19 protein-coding genes are annotated in these 18,681 nt (G+C 62.7%); 10 read left to right on the top strand and 9 right to left on the bottom strand.

Annotated elements, in window-relative coordinates; all coding sequences use genetic code 11:
* Positions 1-94: 94 nt before the first annotated feature.
* Positions 95-1,345 (bottom strand): MgtC/SapB family protein, encoded by a 1,251-nt coding sequence (locus tag KGA89_RS13245; RefSeq protein WP_223471782.1) that lies wholly within the window; start codon positions 1,343-1,345, stop codon positions 95-97.
* Between the two features lie 257 nt (positions 1,346-1,602).
* On the opposite strand from KGA89_RS13245, the gene KGA89_RS13240 reads away from it, so the two are divergent.
* On the top strand, positions 1,603-2,526 hold the full coding sequence (locus KGA89_RS13240) for a universal stress protein (protein WP_223471781.1): 924 nt from the start codon (positions 1,603-1,605) through the stop codon (positions 2,524-2,526).
* A 91-nt stretch (positions 2,527-2,617) separates the two neighbouring features.
* Positions 2,618-3,106: a hypothetical protein gene (locus KGA89_RS13235; RefSeq protein WP_223471780.1), complete on the top strand. Its 489-nt coding sequence runs from the start codon at positions 2,618-2,620 to the stop codon at positions 3,104-3,106.
* A 16-nt stretch (positions 3,107-3,122) separates the two neighbouring features.
* On the opposite strand, the gene KGA89_RS13230 is transcribed toward KGA89_RS13235, so the two are convergent.
* Positions 3,123-4,445 carry a sigma-54 interaction domain-containing protein gene (locus KGA89_RS13230; protein WP_223471779.1) on the bottom strand — a complete coding sequence of 441 codons (1,323 nt, stop codon included), beginning with the start codon at positions 4,443-4,445 and terminating at the stop codon, positions 3,123-3,125.
* Positions 4,446-4,671: 226 nt separating this feature from the next.
* Between KGA89_RS13230 and KGA89_RS13225 the strand changes: the two genes are divergently transcribed.
* The 7 genes from KGA89_RS13225 to KGA89_RS13195 all read left to right on the top strand — a co-directional run bounded on the left by KGA89_RS13225 (position 4,672) and on the right by KGA89_RS13195 (position 10,388).
* Positions 4,672-5,550, top strand: a complete 879-nt coding sequence (locus KGA89_RS13225; RefSeq protein WP_223471778.1) for an MBL fold metallo-hydrolase — start codon at positions 4,672-4,674, stop codon at positions 5,548-5,550.
* Between the two features lie 46 nt (positions 5,551-5,596).
* Complete coding sequence (locus KGA89_RS13220; protein ID WP_223471777.1) at positions 5,597-7,267, top strand: bifunctional protein tyrosine phosphatase family protein/NAD(P)/FAD-dependent oxidoreductase; 1,671 nt, start codon at positions 5,597-5,599, stop codon at positions 7,265-7,267.
* Between the two features lie 28 nt (positions 7,268-7,295).
* Entirely contained in the window at positions 7,296-8,099 is an 804-nt protein-coding gene (locus tag KGA89_RS13215; RefSeq protein WP_223471776.1) for a sulfite exporter TauE/SafE family protein, read from the top strand.
* Positions 8,100-8,139: 40 nt separating this feature from the next.
* Positions 8,140-8,574, top strand: coding sequence for a YeeE/YedE family protein (locus KGA89_RS13210; protein ID WP_223471775.1), 435 nt, complete (start codon positions 8,140-8,142; stop codon positions 8,572-8,574).
* Between the two features lie 2 nt (positions 8,575-8,576).
* Entirely contained in the window at positions 8,577-8,996 is a 420-nt protein-coding gene (locus tag KGA89_RS13205; protein ID WP_223471774.1) for a DUF6691 family protein, read from the top strand.
* 13 nt (positions 8,997-9,009) lie between these two features.
* A complete protein-coding gene (locus KGA89_RS13200) occupies positions 9,010-9,198 on the top strand; it encodes a DUF2892 domain-containing protein (RefSeq protein ID WP_223471773.1) in 189 nt (62 codons plus the stop codon).
* A gap of 98 nt (positions 9,199-9,296) precedes the next feature.
* Positions 9,297-10,388, top strand: coding sequence for an ArsO family NAD(P)H-dependent flavin-containing monooxygenase (locus tag KGA89_RS13195; RefSeq protein WP_223471772.1), 1,092 nt, complete (start codon positions 9,297-9,299; stop codon positions 10,386-10,388).
* Positions 10,389-10,431: 43 nt separating this feature from the next.
* Here the strand turns inward: KGA89_RS13195 and KGA89_RS13190 are convergent, their stop codons facing one another.
* From KGA89_RS13190 to KGA89_RS13160, 7 genes are read right to left on the bottom strand one after another with little or no spacing between them, the layout of a single operon-like run.
* Positions 10,432-11,799 (bottom strand): ATP-binding protein, encoded by a 1,368-nt coding sequence (locus KGA89_RS13190; RefSeq protein ID WP_223471771.1) that lies wholly within the window; start codon positions 11,797-11,799, stop codon positions 10,432-10,434.
* A complete protein-coding gene (locus tag KGA89_RS13185; protein WP_003201124.1) occupies positions 11,796-12,458 on the bottom strand; it encodes a response regulator in 663 nt (220 codons plus the stop codon). The genes KGA89_RS13190 and KGA89_RS13185 overlap by 4 nt, the downstream gene beginning before the upstream one ends.
* Before the next feature lie 11 nt (positions 12,459-12,469).
* Positions 12,470-13,114, bottom strand: coding sequence for a tetratricopeptide repeat protein (locus KGA89_RS13180; RefSeq protein ID WP_003201121.1), 645 nt, complete (start codon positions 13,112-13,114; stop codon positions 12,470-12,472).
* The gene (locus KGA89_RS13175) at positions 13,111-13,920 is read right to left on the bottom strand and encodes an SDR family oxidoreductase (protein WP_013693148.1); all 810 of its coding nucleotides are present in this window, start codon (positions 13,918-13,920) and stop codon (positions 13,111-13,113) included. The genes KGA89_RS13180 and KGA89_RS13175 overlap by 4 nt, the downstream gene beginning before the upstream one ends.
* Positions 13,907-14,581: a TenA family transcriptional regulator gene (locus KGA89_RS13170; protein ID WP_003201118.1), complete on the bottom strand. Its 675-nt coding sequence runs from the start codon at positions 14,579-14,581 to the stop codon at positions 13,907-13,909. The genes KGA89_RS13175 and KGA89_RS13170 overlap by 14 nt, the downstream gene beginning before the upstream one ends.
* Positions 14,578-16,059, bottom strand: a complete 1,482-nt coding sequence (locus KGA89_RS13165; RefSeq protein WP_223471770.1) for an AMP-binding protein — start codon at positions 16,057-16,059, stop codon at positions 14,578-14,580. The genes KGA89_RS13170 and KGA89_RS13165 overlap by 4 nt, the downstream gene beginning before the upstream one ends.
* Positions 16,049-16,726, bottom strand: coding sequence for a thermostable hemolysin (locus KGA89_RS13160; protein ID WP_223471769.1), 678 nt, complete (start codon positions 16,724-16,726; stop codon positions 16,049-16,051). The genes KGA89_RS13165 and KGA89_RS13160 overlap by 11 nt, the downstream gene beginning before the upstream one ends.
* A gap of 244 nt (positions 16,727-16,970) precedes the next feature.
* Here KGA89_RS13160 and KGA89_RS13155 point away from each other — a divergent pair, with 244 nt between their 5' ends.
* Positions 16,971-18,677: an amidase gene (locus tag KGA89_RS13155; protein ID WP_027912294.1), complete on the top strand. Its 1,707-nt coding sequence runs from the start codon at positions 16,971-16,973 to the stop codon at positions 18,675-18,677.
* The last annotated feature ends 4 nt before the right edge of the window (positions 18,678-18,681 follow it).

Here is an 18,681-nt window from a genome sequence, read left to right as displayed (position 1 = left end):
CCTCGGCACGTGGCGACAGCCACTTAAAGGATTGAGGGTTCCAGAATGAACATATGCCACGGACGGGACTTGATCTTTATCAAACGGCCATCATTCAGGCTGACAAACTCGGGAGCAACAGCCCCACCCACATCGCCAGCGTTAACAGCACCTGGCCGGGAATTACATACGCGGCAAACCTTCGCCCGCCACTGAGCCAGGCCACCACGCACTTGCTCAGGGAGTTGCTGCTGAACGCGATCAAGATCGGCACGGCGACGCCGTCGAAGGGCAACAACCCGCCCTTGGCCAGGGAAGCGATGGAGGCTGTCGAGGCGTGGGCGTCGAGCAACCCGCTGAAAATCGCGGTGACGGTCACCCCGGCCTGGCCAAACGCATCGAGCATTGCCGACGAGAGGACGGTGATAGCGGTCATCGCCAGGACCATCGTCACCGCCAGCTTGAGGCTGAAGGCACCGCCATGCTTGATGGGCTCATCGGCCCGCGCCCTTGGGCGGGGAAACATCAGCACGCCGGCGTAGAGCAATACCATCAGCATCCCGCACAGCAGCGAGCCCCACATCCAACGCAACAGCGCGGGGTCCACGGCCGTGAGGATCAGGCCCATTTGAACCACCGTCGCCAGGTTGGATAACACTGCCGCGGCGCTCACCACCTTGAGATTGATCGGGTCTTTGGCCGCAATGCCACCCATGGTCGCGACCGTCACCGTGGCGGAGGCGAATCCAGAGGCAATCGCACTGAGAGCGTAGCCATAGCGGGTCCCCAGGGTTCGAACCGCGACATGCCCCAGTGCACCCACCGCCATCAGCATAACGGTGAGCGTGCACAGGTTGCGCAGGTTGATTGCGTCATAAGGTCCGAGGAAGCGATCCGGCGCCAGCGGGAGCACGACCAGCGCGGCGATCAACAGCACCAGGCCATCGCGCATCTCGGTAGCGGTCAACTGCTTGCGGGCAAAGTGGTGCAACGCCTGGCGGCTGGCAAGCAGCCCGGCCATCACCACCCCAATCGCGGTCGCCAGGCCCGGGGCGCTCGCACAGAGCGCGCCCAGTGCCAATACCGCGAACAAGGCCACCTCGCTGGTAATCCCGGGATCCTTGTCGAGGTTTCGCCAATAGGCCACGGTCACCAAAGCGCCCAGGGCAAGGGTCATGCCCCCCAGCAACAGGGGGCCGCCCGCCTGGACCGCCAGGTAGCCGAGCACGGACGTGATGGCGAAGGTGCGCAAACCGGCGAAGTCGCGCCGGTCGCCCTCGCCTTTGCGTCGTTCGCGCTCAAGCCCCACCAGCAGGCCGATTCCCAGTGCGGCGGCGGCATTGGCGAAGGCCAGGGTTTCAGTCATGGTTACGGCTCCCTGGCACTGTCTGCGGTTGTCACTCGATCCAGCGGTCCGAGCCGGCGGCGCTCGTGCCCTGGGGCGACTGATCATGCTCAAACATAGCGCGATTGCCTCGCCGTTGCCGCCTTCAATTCAACGCTTTGCAGCGTGTTTGATGCAAATCAAGTTAGCGAGCTCCATGGCGCTCATGATCAATGACAGACACCACGCCGCGCGAAACCTCGCCCGGCGCCAACAGGTCCTTGCCCGGGAGGTTTGTCATGTTTACGCAATCACGCTTGATGCTGGTCGTCTCGCCACTGATGGAACACAGCCCGGCGTTCGACCGGGCTGCCGCACTGGCCAAGGCCGAAGGCGCGGCGCTGCACATCGTCGCTTTTGACTACCTCGAAGGCCTGGCCACGGCCGGCCTGGTCAATGAGCAAGCACTGGAGCAGATGCGCCTGGGCTACATCGAGCGCCATCGGCAGTGGCTGGAGGAACAGGCCAGGCCCCTGCGCAACCTCGGCATCGAGGTCACGACAGAAGTGACGTGGGTCGAGCGCCCCTTGCAGGAGATCCTGGTCCACCTCAAGGAAGCGCCTATGGATGCGCTGATCAAGTCGGTGGACCCCGAGTCGTGGTTTTCCCGACTGATGTTCACGCCGCTGGACGTGCATCTGCTGCGCGAATGCGAGGTTCCACTGCACTTCGTCAACAAGGTCGCCCACCCCCGTCCGCGCAAGATCCTGGCCGCCATCGACCCGTTCCATCAGGACGGACGCTACGAAGGCCTCAATGACCGGATCCTGAGCGAAGCCAACAAGCTGGCCACCAGCTGCGACGCGACGCTGGAAGTCATCTACGCCTATGACCTTTCGTCCATCACCGCCGCAGAATACGGTTTTGGCAACGGTTCGATGTTCTTCTCCTCGACCCTGGCCCGCCAGCTCTACGAGTCCCAGGGTGCGGCCTTCGATGCACTGGCCGAACGCAATGGCATCGCCCCGGACCAGCGACGCATGATCATGGGTGACCCGGCCAAGGTGCTGGCGAGCTACGCCGCGTCCCATGGCATTGATGTCATCGTCATGGGGCGCGTGCGCTATGGCAGCCTGGACAAGCTGATCGGCAGCACCGTCGAAGGCCTGCTGTACAAGATGCCCTGCAGCGTGTGGGTGATTGCGCCGCAGCAGATGGGTTGAAGGCAGGCCTGTGTCAATGAGCAAGTCGGGCTGGACATCGCCGAAGTCCGGCCCGGCATTCCCTGCCACCCACCCCGCAAGGACCTGAACCATGAATGCATCCAGACTCGCCGCCCTCGCCCTGACCGCGGTGCTTTTCCCCACGCTGACCTTTGCCCAGCAAGCCACCGACGCCGCCAAGGCGCCCCAGTCGTCGATGAGCGTCGAGCAATTCGATCAGCAAATGGCGACGGCCCAGGAAAACCTGGAAAAAATGCAGGAACAAATGACCCAGATCCAGAACACCAGCGATCCGGCGCAACGCCAGAAACTCATGCAAGAACACCAGGCCTCGATGCGGCAAAGCATGCAGATGATGAATGGGATGATGGGGTGTTGCGGAGGTGGCATGATGGGCGGCCACATGAAGGGAAACGGCCCGATGATGGGTTGGAAACAAATGGGCAACCACTATTCCCGGATGACGCCCGAGCAGATGAAGCAGCACCAGTACATGATGGACAGGTACATGGGCATGCAACAGATGATGATGGAGCAGATGATGCAGCACCAGGACCACATGGGCACGCCAGCTCGCTAGGCCTGTCTCCCGGCGATCAGGCCAGGCCCTGCTCCTTCAACCGCCTGTATAACGTGCGTTCACTCACGCCCAGGTGTCTGGCCAGTTCGCTGCGGGTGCCTTTGAAAGTGGCCAGGAGCTGGTCCAGGTCCCTGCTGTCGGGCGCAGGCGTCAAGGCTGGGGCGAACAACGCCACGGGGGGCGCGGGCAGATGCAAGGCGTGAATGACGCCGTCGTCGGCAAACAGCGCAGCTCTTTCCAGGACATTGCGCAGCTCGCGGATATTGCCCGGCCAGGAAAACCGCTGCAATTGCATCAGCGCCTCGGGATCGATGGTCAGTCGACGCTTACTGATCCCGGAACGTTGCAGGAACGAATCCACCAACAAGCCGATGTCTTCAAGGCGATGCCGCAAGGGCGGTAAATGGATGGGAAACACGCTGATGCGGTAGTACAGGTCCTGCCTGAACTCGCCTTTCTCGAGCATTTTCTCCAACGGCTTATGGGTCGCGGCCACCAGCCTGAAATCCGCGTGCAGGGTTTCCACACTGCCGACACGGCGATAGGTTCCAGACTCGATCAGTCGCAACAGTTTCACCTGCATGGCCAGAGGAACGTCGCCTATCTCATCGAGAAACAGCGTGCCGCCCTGGGCCGTCTCCACCAGGCCCACCTTGCGCACAGTGGCGCCGGTAAACGCGCCCTTCTCGTGGCCGAACAGCTCGCTCTCGAACAAGGTTTCGGTCAACCCGGAGCAATCGACCACGACAAAAGGCCCCGCGGCCCGCTCGCTGGTTTCATGAACGGCGCGGGCAAACAGCTCCTTGCCTGTGCCGGACTCTCCCAGCAGCAGGACCGGTAACATCGAGGGCGCGACCCGCTGCAGCTCCAGCAGCGCCTGATTAAAGGCCGGCGAACTGCCCACCAGCCCCTCGTTGCTGGGCCGTGCCGATGCGCTACGCACTTGGGTAAGACGTTCCACATAAGCGGTGATGACACCCTGCTCATTCAGGATCGGGCGCAATTCCACATCGACGTGTTCGGGCCCGCGCGGTGTGTGATGAATGTGCAAGACCCGATCCGGACTGCGCATCTCCCTGGCCTTTTTCATCGGGCAGTTCTCACCGGCCTGGTCACAAGGCACATCGTAGTGGTGGGAAACCCGATAACACTTATGGCCAATGAACGGCTTGTCGGCGCTGCCGAACTGACGCAGGTAAGCCGTGTTTGCCGCCAGGATGTTGTAATCGGGATCGAGGACGATCATCGGCTGGGGCTCGTGCTCCAGAAACGAGACCAGGGACTGCACCTGGTCTGGATGCGGAAGCAGGTCTTGGGTGGGCGGCAGGCTGTGTGTCATCGCGGCTCCAGTGATTCATCCAGTAAGGTTGACACTGCCACTATGCCAACAAACGCTGCCAATGGCAGTTCAATTGTCTGGACATCGGAAGAGACCTTGTCGGCACCCATGAATTTAAACCAATAAAATCATACGGTTAGCGTTTCCAAGCAGCCCATGATCGACATGGCAGCATTATTGCTGTGTCTGTTCTTCAAGCGGCTGAGAGCCCCGAAGGAGACCGTTCATGACCGTAAAACCGTACGTCGAAGGATTTTTCGATCCTGAGACCCACACTGTCAGCTATCTGGTGCTGGACGAAGTGACCCGCCAGTGCGCGTTGATCGACAGCGTCCTGGATTACGATCCCAAATCAGGCCGTACCACGACCACCTCGGCCGACAAGCTGATGGCCAGGGTGATCGAGCTGGGGGCGAAGGTCGAATGGATTCTTGAAACCCACGTCCATGCCGACCACCTCACCGCCGCCCCGTACCTGAAGGAAAAACTCGGTGGCACGATAGGGATCGGCAGCCAGATTACCGCCGTGCAGGAAGTCTTTGGCACGCTGTTCAACACAGGTGGGCAGATGCCCCGCGATGGCAGTCAGTTCGACCATCTGTTCGTCAATGACGAGTCGTTTACAGTCGGAACGCTGCAATGCCGTGCGCTCCATACACCGGGCCACACGCCCGCCTGCATGACCTATGTCATCAGCGATGGCCAGGAAACGGCGGCATTCGTTGGCGACACCTTGTTCATGCCCGACTACGGTACCGCACGGTGTGATTTCCCCGGGGGCAACGCGCATACGTTGTTCCGATCCATCAACAAGGTCTTGAGCCTGCCGGCCAACACCCTCCTCTACACCTGTCACGATTACCAACCGGGTGGCCGCGAGGTGCAATTTTCCAGCACCGTCGCCGAGCAACGTGCCGACAATGTCCATGTCCGTAACGGCATCAGTGAAGAAGCATTCGTGGCGATGCGCACCCAGCGCGATGCCTCGCTGGAAATGCCGACGCTCATCCTGCCATCGGTCCAGGTCAACATGCGGGCCGGGCATTTCCCGGAGCCGGAGTCGAACGGCACGTGCTACCTGAAAATCCCACTCAATCGGCTCTGAAGACCCGCCCCCTCTCATAAGAAAAACCGTCATCACGGAGACAGTCATGGACATCCGCCACCTTGCGTCCGGCCTCTCGATCTCAGGGCAGATTCATCCCGACCAGATGAGTGAGATCAAAACCAGCGGCTTTCGCGCCATCATCTGTAACCGCCCTGATGGTGAAGGCAGCGATCAACCTTTGTTTGCCGACATCCAGCGTGCGGCACAAGCGATGGGCATCGAGGCGCATTACCTTGCCGCAGAGTCCGGCAAGGTGACCGACGAACAGGGCGTTGCCTTCGGTAAATTGTTCGAGTCCTTACCCAAGCCAGTGTTGGCGTATTGCCGCTCCGGCATGCGCTCGACGACGATGTGGGCCCTGTCCCAGGCCGGCCAGCAGCCCTTGCCACGGATTGTCGAAACAGCCAGCAAAGCCGGCTTCGACATGAAAGGCGTCATCCGTAGAATTGCCAACGAGGGACGCACGCCCGTTGGCGTGGCCGAAGCCCGGCATGCCGTGGTCATTGTCGGCGCCGGTGCGGCGGGCATCGCGGCAGCTTCAAGCCTATTGGCCCGCGAGCCGGGCCTGGACATTGCCATTATCGATCCGGCGGATGTGCATTATTACCAGCCCGGCTGGACCCTCGTCGGCGGTGGCGTCTTCGACGCGCACAGAACGGCCCACACGATGGGCGCGACCATTCCCCGGGGCGTGCATTGGATCAAAGCGGCTGTCGCGGCCTTCGAACCTGAAAACGACGCCATTATTCTCGATGGATGCCGCGTGGTCCGCTACGAGCAGTTGATCGTGTGCCCGGGCCTTAAACTGGATTGGCATGCCATTGAAGGTTTGCCGCAGACACTGGGGCGCAACGGCGTCACCTCGAACTATCTGTACCACCTGGCCCCCTACACCTGGGAACAGGTGCAGCAACTGCGCAGTGGCCGGGCGATTTTCACGCAGCCCCCCATGCCGATCAAATGCGCCGGGGCCCCTCAAAAAGCGATGTACCTGTGCGCCGACCACTGGAGACGCCAAGGGGTACTCGGCGATATCGAGATCGACTTCTGCAGCGCCGGGACAGTCCTGTTTGGCGTTCCCGACTACGTGCCAGCCTTGATGGAGTACGTCCACGCCTATGGGATCGACCTGAATTTCGGCAGTACGCTGACGTCTGTCGATGGACCGGCACAAACGGCGACCTTCAGGTGCGTCAAGGCCGATGGCAGTACGCACCTGGTGACGCACGACTTCGACCTGCTGCATGTGGTGCCCCCTCAGGTAGCGCCGGATTTTATCCGCGTAAGCCCCCTGGCCGATGGGGCGGGCTGGATCGATGTCGATCCCGACAGCTTGCGGCATAAGGCCTGGGCGAATATTCACGCGTTGGGCGATGCGACCAATACCAGCAACGCAAAGACCGCAGCGGCGGCGCGCAAGCAGGCGCCCGTGGTCGCCCATAACGTGCTGGCGGCCATGGGCAAGGCCAAGGGCAGCGCCCATTACGACGGCTACGGTTCCTGCCCGCTGACCGTGGAACGGGGCAAGGTCGTTCTCGCTGAATTCACCTATGGCGGCAAGCTCGCCCCCAGTTTCCCGTCCTGGCTGATCGACGGTACTCGGCCTTCGTGGCTCGCCTGGCTACTTAAAGAGCGAATTCTTCCACCGCTGTACTGGAAAGCCATGCTCAAGGGCCGTGAATGGCTGGCAAAACCTGAACTGGCGGACCTATGAAATCAACCTTCACCTCCAGGAGACCGAGATGATTACCGTCCTGGTACTGGGTTTTACGGTGGGCGTGATCCTGGCGCTGACCGGTGCCGGCGGCGGCATACTCGCCGTCCCGTTCCTGGTTTTTGGCGTGGGCTTGAGCATGGCCGAAGCCGGGCCCATTGGATTGCTGGCGGTGGGCCTGGCCGCCACCCTGGGCGCCGTGATGGGCCTGCGCAATGGCATCGTGCGCTACAAGGCTGCACTGGTGACGGCCAGTGCGGGGGTCATCTGTTCACCGCTGGGCCTTTGGTTGGCGCAGCGCACGCCCAACCGTCCGCTGACGATCCTGTTTGCCTTGTTGCTGATGTACGTGGCGTTCCGGGCATTGCAAAAATCACTGCCCTCTCGTGTCTGGGCAAAGACGTCCGCCACGCGCAAACCACCGCCCTGTGTCCTGGACGAAAATCGCGGCAAGCTGAACTGGACCGGCCCTTGCGCGTGGGCGCTCACGGCTTCTGGCATGGTCGCTGGGGTGCTTTCCGGACTGCTCGGCGTGGGCGGTGGTTTCGTCATGGTTCCGGCGCTCCAGCGGTACACCAATTTGACCACGCAGTCGGTGCTCGCCACGTCGCTGACCGTCATCGCTTTGGTTTCCATGTCAGGGGTGCTGGCGAGTTCGGCGATGGGCCACCTGCAATGGCCAATAGCGCTACCCTTTTCCATGGGGGCCATCGTCGGCATGCTCGGCGGGCGCCTGGTCGCCGCGAGGTTGCCGGAACCCTATCTGCAAAGAGGCTTCGCCCTCGTGTCGACGCTGGTAGCGGTCGCCCTGCTGGTAAAGGTCCTGGGTTGAAACCAGATGGAATATCAACGATGTGTAGCGGAGAACGCTGATGAATATTGACTGGCTCAACTTTACGCCGTGGGCATCCCTGGCCGGCGGCATGTTGATTGGCTTGGCGGCCAGCCTGTTCGTGGTCGCCAACGGCCGGATCGCCGGCATCAGCGGGCTGATCGGCAGCCTCTTGCAACGTGGCAGCGAAGGGCTGGGCGAGAAGGCCCTGTTTCTCCTGGGCCTGCTTGTCGCGCCGCTGTTATGGGGCGTGTTTGCCACCTTGCCGCCGATCGAGTTCCAGAGCGGCTGGCTCGGCCTCATTGTCGCCGGCCTGTTGGTGGGTGTCGGCACTCGTTACGGTTCGGGCTGCACCAGTGGCCATGGCGTGTGTGGCCTATCGCGCCTTTCACCGCGCTCGATGGTCGCCACCGCGTGTTTCATGCTCAGCGGTTTCACCACGGTATTTGTCCTGCGTCACGTGATGGGGATTTGAACATGCGCAAACTGACGGCATTCATCGCTGGCCTGCTCTTTGGCTTCGGGCTGCTCCTGGCAGGCATGGCCAACCCGAAAAAAGTGTTGGGTTTCCTGGATCTGGCCGGTGCCTGGGATCCGTCCCTGGCGCTGGTGATGATCGGGGCGATTGGCACCGCCATCGCCCCCCTGGCCTGGGCGCGCCAACAGACTCAGTCGCTGCTGGGCAGCCCCATGCAGTTGCCGGTCAAGCGAGAACTGGACCCACGCCTGATCGGTGGCAGCCTGGTGTTTGGTATCGGCTGGGGTATCGCCGGCATCTGCCCTGGCCCTGCCGTGGCCATCCTGCTGACCGGACACTGGCAAGCATTTGTGTTCATGCTGGCCATGTTGGCGGGCATGTTGTTGTTCACCGCGCTGGAAACCCGGCGCAGCCATTGATCGGGAGATTGTCATGAAAGCCAACATTGGAACCATTGACCGGGGCGCACGTATCGCTGTGGGGCTTGCCCTCATCATCCTCAGCCTGACCGGCTTGATCGGCGCGTGGGGCTGGATCGGCCTGGTGCCATTGGCCACCGGTTTCATGCGCTTCTGCCCGATCTATTCGTTGTTGGGCATCAAGACCTGCAAACGTAGCTGAGAGGCGCAATGGCCGTTCTTTTAGAACGGCCATTGAACCTTGCCAGTCACCCTTGGAGCTCCGCAACAGGCTCTCACTCGACCAAAGGATTCGCCGTCATGCCCCGCTCACAGCCCGATACATTTGACGTAGTCATCATCGGTGGCGGCCAAGCGGCCTTGGCGGTGGCCTATTTCCTGCGGCGTACGCCTCTGTCGTTCGTCATCCTCGACGCCCAGGAAGAACCCGGTGGTGCCTGGCGGCATGGCTGGAACTCGCTACGACTCTTTTCCCCGGCGACCTGGAGTTCGATCCCCGGCTGGATGATGCCCCCCACACAAAATGGCTATCCGTCACGAGACCACGTGATCGACTACCTCAAGCAGTATGAACAGCGCTATCGATTTCCCGTGGTGCGGCCGGTACAGGTCACCCGTGTGGAACCCACGGAAACGGGTTTGCGCGTCCATTCCCGGGACAGGCAATGGGACGCACGGGTCGTGGTCAGCGCAACGGGCACCTGGAGCAACCCCTACATCCCTCGCTACCCTGATGCGGCCTTGTTCGCCGGCCAGCAACTGCATTCGGCGGACTATGTCGAGGCGTCCCCTTTCGCTGGCAAGAGAGTCCTGGTGGTGGGCGGCGGCAATTCAGGGGCGCAGATTCTGGCCGAGGTGTCGAAAATCGCCGAGACCACTTGGGTCACTCCCGTCGAGCCACTGTTCCTTCCCGACGAAGTGGATGGGCGCGTGTTGTTCGAGCGCGCCACCGAACGCTGGAAGGCCCAACAGGAAGGTCGCATCATCGACCAACCCGTGGGAGGGTTGGGTGACATCGTCATGGTGCCGCCGGTGGTCGAGGCTCGTGAACGCAACGTCCTTCAGGCCGTCAGGCCTTTGGAGCGCTTTACCCGCAACGGCGTGATCTGGGCCGACGGCCGCGAATCAGACGTGGACGTGGTGATCTGGTGCACCGGATTCAGGCCCGCCCTGCAGCACCTTGATACGCTGGAGGTGCTCAACAACGAGGGCCGTGTGGAGGTCGAGGGCACCCGCTCGATACAAGAGCCCAGGCTGTGGCTGGTCGGCTACGGCGAGTGGACGGGGTCGGCTTCCGCCACCCTGATCGGCGTTACACGCACGGCACGCAGCACGGTCGACGAGATAGTCGCCTTTCTCGCCGAACAATCCACGGCCGATACGCCGGCTTGAGCCCACCACCAGGGGCTGGCCTGTCATGGCGTCGGGAAACCGCTTAGAAGCGCCCTATTTCCAAGGTCGCGCACAGCCCACCCTCGGTGCGATTTTCCAAGCGAATGCGCCCTCCCAGACGATCCGCGATGGTGCGCACGATCGTCAGGCCCAGCCCAGCCCCCTGGTCATTGCCGCGGCTGTAGAACCGCTCGAAGAGCCGCTCACGCTCGGCCTCGTCGATACCCGGCCCCTGGTCTTCGACTGACAACTCATAGTGATCGCCCTTCCTGGCCAGGCTCACTGTGATCGTGCCGTTGGCCGGAGAAAAATTGGCCGCGTTGGTCACCAGGTTGTTCAGGGCGATGTCGATGACCACCGGGTCGATTCGAACCGGGCCGATGTCATCGCTGACGTCCAGCACCGGCTCGAGCCCCTTGCTCAACAACCAGGGCGTCAGTTGAACCAGGCTCGCACGAACCGTGGCGGGCAGGTCGATGACCGCAGGCGTCGGAACACCTGCCTGCGGTTCGAGCCGCGCCATGGTCAGCAGTTGATTGACCAGGCGCGTAGTGCGATCGACGCCAGCGATCAGGTGCTCCAGGGACTCGCGCCGGCTTTGCTCGCTTCCCGCCTCCATCAGGTTCTGTGCATGCACCCGCAGCACGGCCAGGGGCGTACGCATTTCATGGGCGGCGTCGGCAATGAAACGCCGCTCACGGCCCATCACCTCCTGGATCTGCGCCAAGACGCGGTTGAGCGCCGCCTGCATGGGCTCAAGCTCCGTAGGGAGCGGCATCATTTGCAGGGGTTCCAGTGAGCCGGGATGCCTGGCGCGCAACTTCGCCGCCATATCGACCAGGGGTTTGAGCCCCCAGCCGATGGCCAGCCAGATCACTGCGGCAAGCACCACGCTGCCGATCAGGTTGGGCACGACAGTGTGACGAACAATGCGATCGACCAGGTCGGCACGCACGTCGTCGCGCTCGCCCACCCAGATCTTCAAGCCGTATTGCGCATCGTCCAGGACGAACGCCCGCCACTTACGGTTCTTCTGGTCCACGACCTCACTGAAACCGGGCGCGCCCGGCGGTGAGGTGAACGAGGGTGCGCTGGAGGTATGAACCAGCACCGAACCTTGTGAGTTCCAGACTTGAAAAGCAATTTTGCTTTCATAGGGATGGCCATCGACCCTGGGAACCGCCTGCCCCAGCGCCGAATTGAACGCCTGATACAGCTCGGCGTGTTCCTTGCTCGCCATCGGCATGCGCATCACGCCCTGCAACAGCCGGGCATTCTGCGCCAACTGGGCATCGTAGACCTCGGCGATTTCGTGGTTGCTGTCATGCAGGTTGAATACGGTGATGATCAACAGGCCAAGGAACAGCAGGCCGAGGATCAACGTGAGGGTACGACGCCGGATCGAACTCATCGACGCTCCTCCACCAGGTAACCGACACCGCGGATGGTGCGGATCAGGTCGGTGGAGAATTTCTTGCGCAGGTGATGGATGTGCACTTCCAGCGTGTTGCTCTCGGCCTCCTCGCTCCAGCCGTAGAGCAGCTGCATCAGATGATCGCGGGTCATGACTCGGCCCGGCGGCGAGAGCAGCTCATGGAGCAGCTGATATTCCTTGGGTGTCAGCGCCACCGGCTTGCCCTGGTAACTGACTTGCTGGGTACCGGGGTTCAGGCTGATACCGGCATGTTCGATCAACGCCTGGGCGCGGCCGGCGCTGCGGCGCAACAAGGCCCGTAGCCGGGCCTTGAGTTCCGCCAGATCGAAGGGCTTGACCAGATAATCATCGGCCCCGGCGTCCAACCCGGCGATGCGATCCTCGGTGGCATCGCGGGCTGTGAGGATCAGCACCGGCAGGTTGGAACCACTGTCACGCAAGCGCCGCAACACTTGCAGGCCGTCCATGCGTGGCAGGCCCAGGTCGAGCACCGCCAGGTCGAAGGTTTCACTGAGCAACGAATGCAAGGCGCTGCTGCCGTCCTGCACCCAGTCGACGGTATAACCTTCGCGACTCAGGGCCTGATGGATGCCCTCCCCCAAGGCCACGTCATCCTCGATCAGTAATAAACGCACATCCGCTCCTGTCAGTTCAGTTTCTTGTTCACATCCACCAGTAAAGCGTCGATCTCCTTGCGGCGCCCGGCATCGGCCGTTTCTCGACCTGGCCGCGGTGCTGCCTGCAAGGCTTTTTGCAGCGCTGCCTTGGCTTCGCTATAGCGCTTCTGACGGTAGAGGTGATCGCCCCAAAAGTACAGGCTGTCGATGCCGTTCGGGTTGAGTTGCAAAGCCTGCTGGAGCAATTGCTCGGCCTTGTCCGAGTCGCCGAAACCCAAGGGCCAGCCCGGCACCCGGTCGTAGAGTGCGCCGAGGCTGGTGTAGGCCGAGCCTTGCAGGGCCTTGGGGTCCAGGGTCAGGGCTTTTTCCAGGTCGCCCTTGGCATCCTTGACCTTGCCCAGCGCGCCGATCCCACCCTTGGCACCGGCCCAACTGCTGTTGACGATGCCAGACCAGATCCACGCTTCGGCCACCGATTGGCGCTCCTGCTTGAACGCCGATGCCTGGACGGCGAGTTTTTCGAACGCATCGGCGCGTTGGCCTTCAGGCACTTCATATTGAATATGGGCCCAACTCTGCTGGATGTCGCCGAGACGTTGCTGGTCGGCCGCCTCCAACGCCCAGACGCTTTGGCTCAGGGTGCCGATCAACAGGCAAGCGAAGATTTTTTTCATGGCTTGAGGTGCTCGTTTTCGGGTTTATGACTGAGACGGCGCACCAGTGGCAACTGCTTGCGCAGGCCACGGTCCACCAGGTTGGGCAGCAGGCTATTGAGGCCGACGAAAAAGCGTTCGGGCCAGCCCAGATACAGCTCGCGTCGGTCGCCGATAATCGCGTGGATCACCGCCGCCGCCACGGTTTGCGGGTCGTCGACGTTGGCCTTGAGGGCTTGGTTGAGCGCATCGGCCGCCGGACTGTTCATCGAGGTACGGGTGGCCCGGGGCGCTACGTAGAGCACCCCGACACGGGTATCGGCCAACTCCCGGCGCAAGGCTTCGGAAAAACCGCGCAAGGCAAACTTGCTGGCGCAGTAGCTGGCGTATCCCGGGTAACCGATTGATCCATAGGTCGAGCCGACGTTGACCACCATCGCACTGTCAGCTTGCTTGAGCAGCGGCAAGAGCAGTTTGGTCAGGCAGATCGGCGCGCTGATGTTCAGCGCCAGCATGGCGTTGATCTCGCTGTCGTCGAGTTGCTCGAGCATGGCGAAGTGGTTCACGCCGGCCGCATTGATCAGCAGGTTGATGCCGCCCTGGGCTTCGGCGGCGACCAGCACTTTGCGCCGGTCGGCGAGGAAGGTCAGGTCGGCTTCGACCCAGCTCAATTGCTGCGGATACTGCTCCAGCAACGGCTGCAAGGCTTCGCGATGCCTGGCCACGGCCAGGACCCGCGCGCCACTGGCACACAGGGCGGCGGCGATGGCCTGGCCAATTCCGCCGCTGGCACCGGTCAGCACGACACGCGCATCACACAAGCGCATGTTCATGCTCCCCGTCGCGCGGCAGGCCGCGGAACATGTCGGTGTACAACCGGTACACAACCTTGGAGGCATGGATCACCGCAGCCTGGTCCGCCGGATCGTCCAGGCGGTTCATCAGGCCGCGATAGGTCTGCATATGCTCGATGTCGAGCGATCCATGGGAACTGAGGTAGCTGAACGCCGTGGGCGGCAATTCCAGGCGCTCGCGGATGCTGTCGGCGGCATGGGTCGCCAGGGCGATACTGGTGCCCTCCAGCACATTGACCATGCCGAACAGGCCTACCGGGTTGCCTCGGGCGATCAAGTCGTAGAGGTAACTGACCATCAGCTCGATGGGCAACGAGGGCTGGCCGTTGCGCACCGCTTCCTTATCGCCACCGCACACGGCAATGTCATCCAGCACCCATTGCTCGTGGCCGTACTCTTCGTCGATGTATTCGCACACGGCCTTGCGCAGCCATTCCAGGTGCGTTGGCAGCCGCGCCCCGCACGCCATCATCAACGGTACGGTATGGCGCACGTGGTAATACGCCTGGATCAGGAAGCCCCGGTAACTGGCCAGGCTGACCTGGCCGTTGAGGGCGTCACGAATGATCGGCAGATTGAACAGGGTCTGGCGTTCTTGCTGGGTGGCTTCTTGCAACGTGTCAAAAAAACTCATGATGGGGATTCCTCGGACAAGACAGATGAAGTGAGCTGCGCGCGGTAATGCTCGACGATGGCCTCCCGGCGTGGCCGGCCATTAGCGGTGAGCATGCCGTTGGCAGCGCTGAAGGGTTGGTCCAGGCGCGTCCAGTGATGGACCCGCGCGTAATCGGGCAGCGTGTCGTTGGCCTTGGCCACGGCCAGCTCCAGCGTTTGATCCGTGCAGTCGGCCCGGGCGGGCCAGAGCAGTGCATGGTTGTGCGGCATGGCTTCGCCATAGACAAAGGCCTGGGCAATGTCACCGCCCTGGGTGAGTTCGGCTTCAACCCATTCGGGGTTCACGTTGCGCCCGAAACTGGTCACGAACTGGTGCTTCTTGCGCCCGCGCAGGTAAAGAAAACCGTCTTCGTCGAACTCGCCCAGGTCGCCGCTGGGCCACCATTCGCTGGTGTGCGGTGGCTCACCCAGGTAACCGAGCAGCGTCGAGCCCTTGATCAGGACTTCGCCGTCATCGGCCAAGCGGATCTCCACATGGGGCAGCGGCTGGCCGACACTGCCGGCACGGTGGGCCTGTGGCCGATTGAGGCAGACCACCGAGGCGCATTCCGACAGCCCATAGCCTTCAAACACCGGCAGGCCAACACGCTGGGCCCGCTGCAACAAATCGTGGGACACCCGTGCCCCGCCGACGGCGGCGAATCGCACGATGTGCGGGTTGAACATCTTCTGTTCGGCAGCCGTGACCAACATCAACAGCAACTGCGGAACCAGGATCAGGCTCTGCGCCCGACGCTCGGCCAGGCATCCCAGCAGACGCGTCGGGTCGACCCCACTGGCACCCTGGATGCCGAGGGTCTTCTGGCTGGGCAGGCTCAGCATGGCACCGGCATACAACGCCGCGTAGCAACCAAGGTTTTCCAGCAGAATCGCCAGGGGCAGTAACGCCAGGTGATGCCTGGCCTCGACCGGTTGGCTGGCCTGCTCCAGTTCACGGGCCACCCGCAACAGGCTGTCGGCGCTCAGGCAGACGCCTTTGGGCGTGCCGGTGGTACCGGAGGTGAAGGTCAGCTTGGCGGTGCCCGCCGGCAGACGGCTCGGTCCGTCGAAGTGCCGCCGCCAGAACTCGCCACTGTGCTGGTAGCCAGCGGCTTGCAGCTCCGCCTCGAACGCAGGCTCGGCAATCACACGCTCGGCCTGGCTCTGTTCCAGGCAGTGCCGACGTTGAGCCTGGCTGAAAAAACCGGGCAGGAAGACGCAGGTGAGCCCTTCGAACAGTGCGGCAAGGTCCCAGAGCATCGCTTCGATGCCATTGTCCAGGGCCAGGGCGACCACGCTGATGTGTTCATCGCGCAGGCGTTGCTGGCGGTATACCACTTCGGAATAAAGCGTCGCGTAGTCGAGCTGCGAGCCGTCGCCCCACAGCGCCACGGCGTGGCCCCTGCGCTCGGCATGACCACGCAGGGTGCGCTTGAAGCGTTCCATTTCAGGCGACATGGCTGGTTTCTCCGAGGTCCGTCGACAATCCCAGACGATTGAACAGGCCGGTATTGCGCAGATGAATGAAACCGGCGCGGATGTTTCCGACATGAACCCACGGCTGGCTTTCGTAGTAGCGGCCCCAGAGATGGCGGTCCTCGCCGAGGCGCTGAGGGTCGGCCGGGCACAGCGTCACAGGCTTGAGACCCAGGCGATGGAAGCTGTTGACCAGGCCGATGTTGCCAGTGAACGCAACCCACTCCAGACCGCCCATGGCCAACAGATAAGTGATCGCGATGATGCTCAGCCGGGCGCTGCCCGTGTCGCTGGCGGCCAGATTGCCAACCTCGACGATGCCGGCGCGGTCCACCGGACGGTCAGCGGCGGCACTGATCAAGGGCTCGATGGGGCTGTCCAGATAACGTTCGAGGAACAGCGGCCCCTGTGCGGCGCGGCGCACGCCAGCGGCAGCGCAGAGCGTGCCGTGGACATCGTCGAGCCCGAACAGCTCCGGCATGAAATGACGAATGTCGGCACCGTGGACCTGGCGAAAACGCTGCTGGATGAACGCTTCGAACTCATCTCGCCGCGCTTGTCCCGGCAAAGCCCGGTGCAAGTGGCGAACCGGCGGGCCGGCATCACCGAAGGCCAGCGGCAGGTGGATGTTCCAGTCGAAATCGGGCATGAGTCAACGTTCTCCCTCGGGCTATTGGGAGAAAGTATCGAGGTCGTTTCTTAACGAAGTCTGAAGGTGGAAAATTTTGGCTCGTTAGAGAGGCAGTTCGGTCAAACCTGAACTGCCCCTGATCGCTATTCCGTAGTACAGTGCGCAAGTCCGATAAATATCCACTTTGAGATGACCTGAAGTCTCAGGAGCAACTTCAATGGACCCGAACACCCCGCCATCCCTCTGCCGCGGCGCTAACAGCATGATCGAAATCACCGAAGCCTCCATTGCCCAATTGCGCGCTGCGCTGGAGTCGGGCCAGACAACGGCGGTGGCGCTTGTCCAGGCCTACCTTGCCAGGATCGATGCCTACGACGGCCCCGATACGCCCACAGCCCTCAACGCGGTGGTGGTGCGCAACCCCGATGCATTGAAAGAGGCCCAGGCCTCCGATGCCCGTCGGGCCAGCGGCCAGACCCTGGGGCCGCTCGACGGCATTCCCTATACGGCCAAGGACAGTTACCTGGTCAAGGGGCTCACTGCCGCTTCCGGCAGCCCGGCGTTCAAGGACCTGGTTGCTTATCGCGATGCGTTCACCATCGAGCGGCTTCGCGCCGCCGGCGCCATCTGCCTGGGCAAGACCAACATGCCGCCCATGGCCAACGGCGGCATGCAGCGCGGGGTGTATGGCCGTGCCGAAAGCCCGTACAACGGCGACTACCTCACCGCGCCCTTTGCCTCGGGCTCCTCGAACGGTGCGGGCACGGCAACTGCCGCCAGTTTCGCGGCGTTCGGCCTTGCCGAAGAAACCTGGTCGAGCGGACGCGGTCCGGCGTCGAACAACGGCTTGTGCGCGTATACGCCGTCGCGCGGCGTGATCTCGGTGCGTGGCAACTGGCCGTTGACGCCGACCATGGACGTCGTCGTGCCCTACGCCAGGACCATGGCCGACCTGCTCGAAGTGCTGGACGTGGTGGTCGCCGAGGACCTGGACACCCGTGGCGACCTGTGGCGCCTGCAACCCTGGGTGCCGATTCCGAGCGTCGACTCGGTTCGCCCGGCCTCGTATCCGAGCCTTGCCAGCCACCCAAGTGCGCTGGCAGGCGTTCGGTTCGGCGTTCCTCGGATGTACATCAACGCCGACCCTGAAGCAGGCACGGCCCCGGCCCCCGGCATCGGCGGCCCGACGGGGCAGCGAATCATCACCCGCGCCTCGGTGATCGAGCTCTGGGAGCAAGCGCGCAAGGCGCTTGAGGCCTGTGGTGCCGAAGTGGTCGAGGTGGATTTCCCCCTGGTGTCCAACTGCGAGGGCGATCGTCCTGGCGCACCGACGGTCTTCACCCGCGGCCTGGTTTCCAAGGAGTTCCTGCACCATGAGTTGTGGGACCTGTCGGCCTGGGCATTCGATGATTTCCTGCGGGCCAACGGCGATCCGAAGTTGAATCGCCTGGCCGACGTCGACGGACCGAAGATCTTCCCCCACGACCCGGGCACCCTGCCCAACCGGGAGGACGATCTGGCCGCCGGCATGGATGAGTACGTGAAGATGGCCCAGCGCGGCATCACGCCGTGGGACCAGATCCCGACCCTGCCCGACGGCCTGCGTGGACTTGAAGAGACACGTCGAATCGATCTGGAGGACTGGATGGCGCAGCTGGGCCTGGACGCGGTGATCTTCCCGACCGTCGCCGACGTCGGGCCGGCGGATGCGGACATCAACCCGGCGTCTGCCGATATCGCCTGGAGCAACGGCGTCTGGGTCGCCAATGGCAACCTCGCCATCCGCCACCTGGGCGTGCCGACTGTCACGGTGCCGATGGGCGTCATGGCGGACATCGGCATGCCCGTCGGGCTGACGTTCGCTGGCCGCGCCTATGACGATTCGACGCTGTTGCGACTGGCTTCGGCGTTTGAATCGATTGGCTCCAAACGCCTGATCCCACCGCGGACGCCGCCGCTGTCGGCTTGATCGT

Source organism: Pseudomonas sp. A-RE-22 (genome assembly GCF_019956035.1).
GTDB classification, from domain to species: domain Bacteria; phylum Pseudomonadota; class Gammaproteobacteria; order Pseudomonadales; family Pseudomonadaceae; genus Aquipseudomonas; species Aquipseudomonas brassicacearum.
This window is presented reverse-complemented; position numbering and strand designations above follow the sequence as displayed.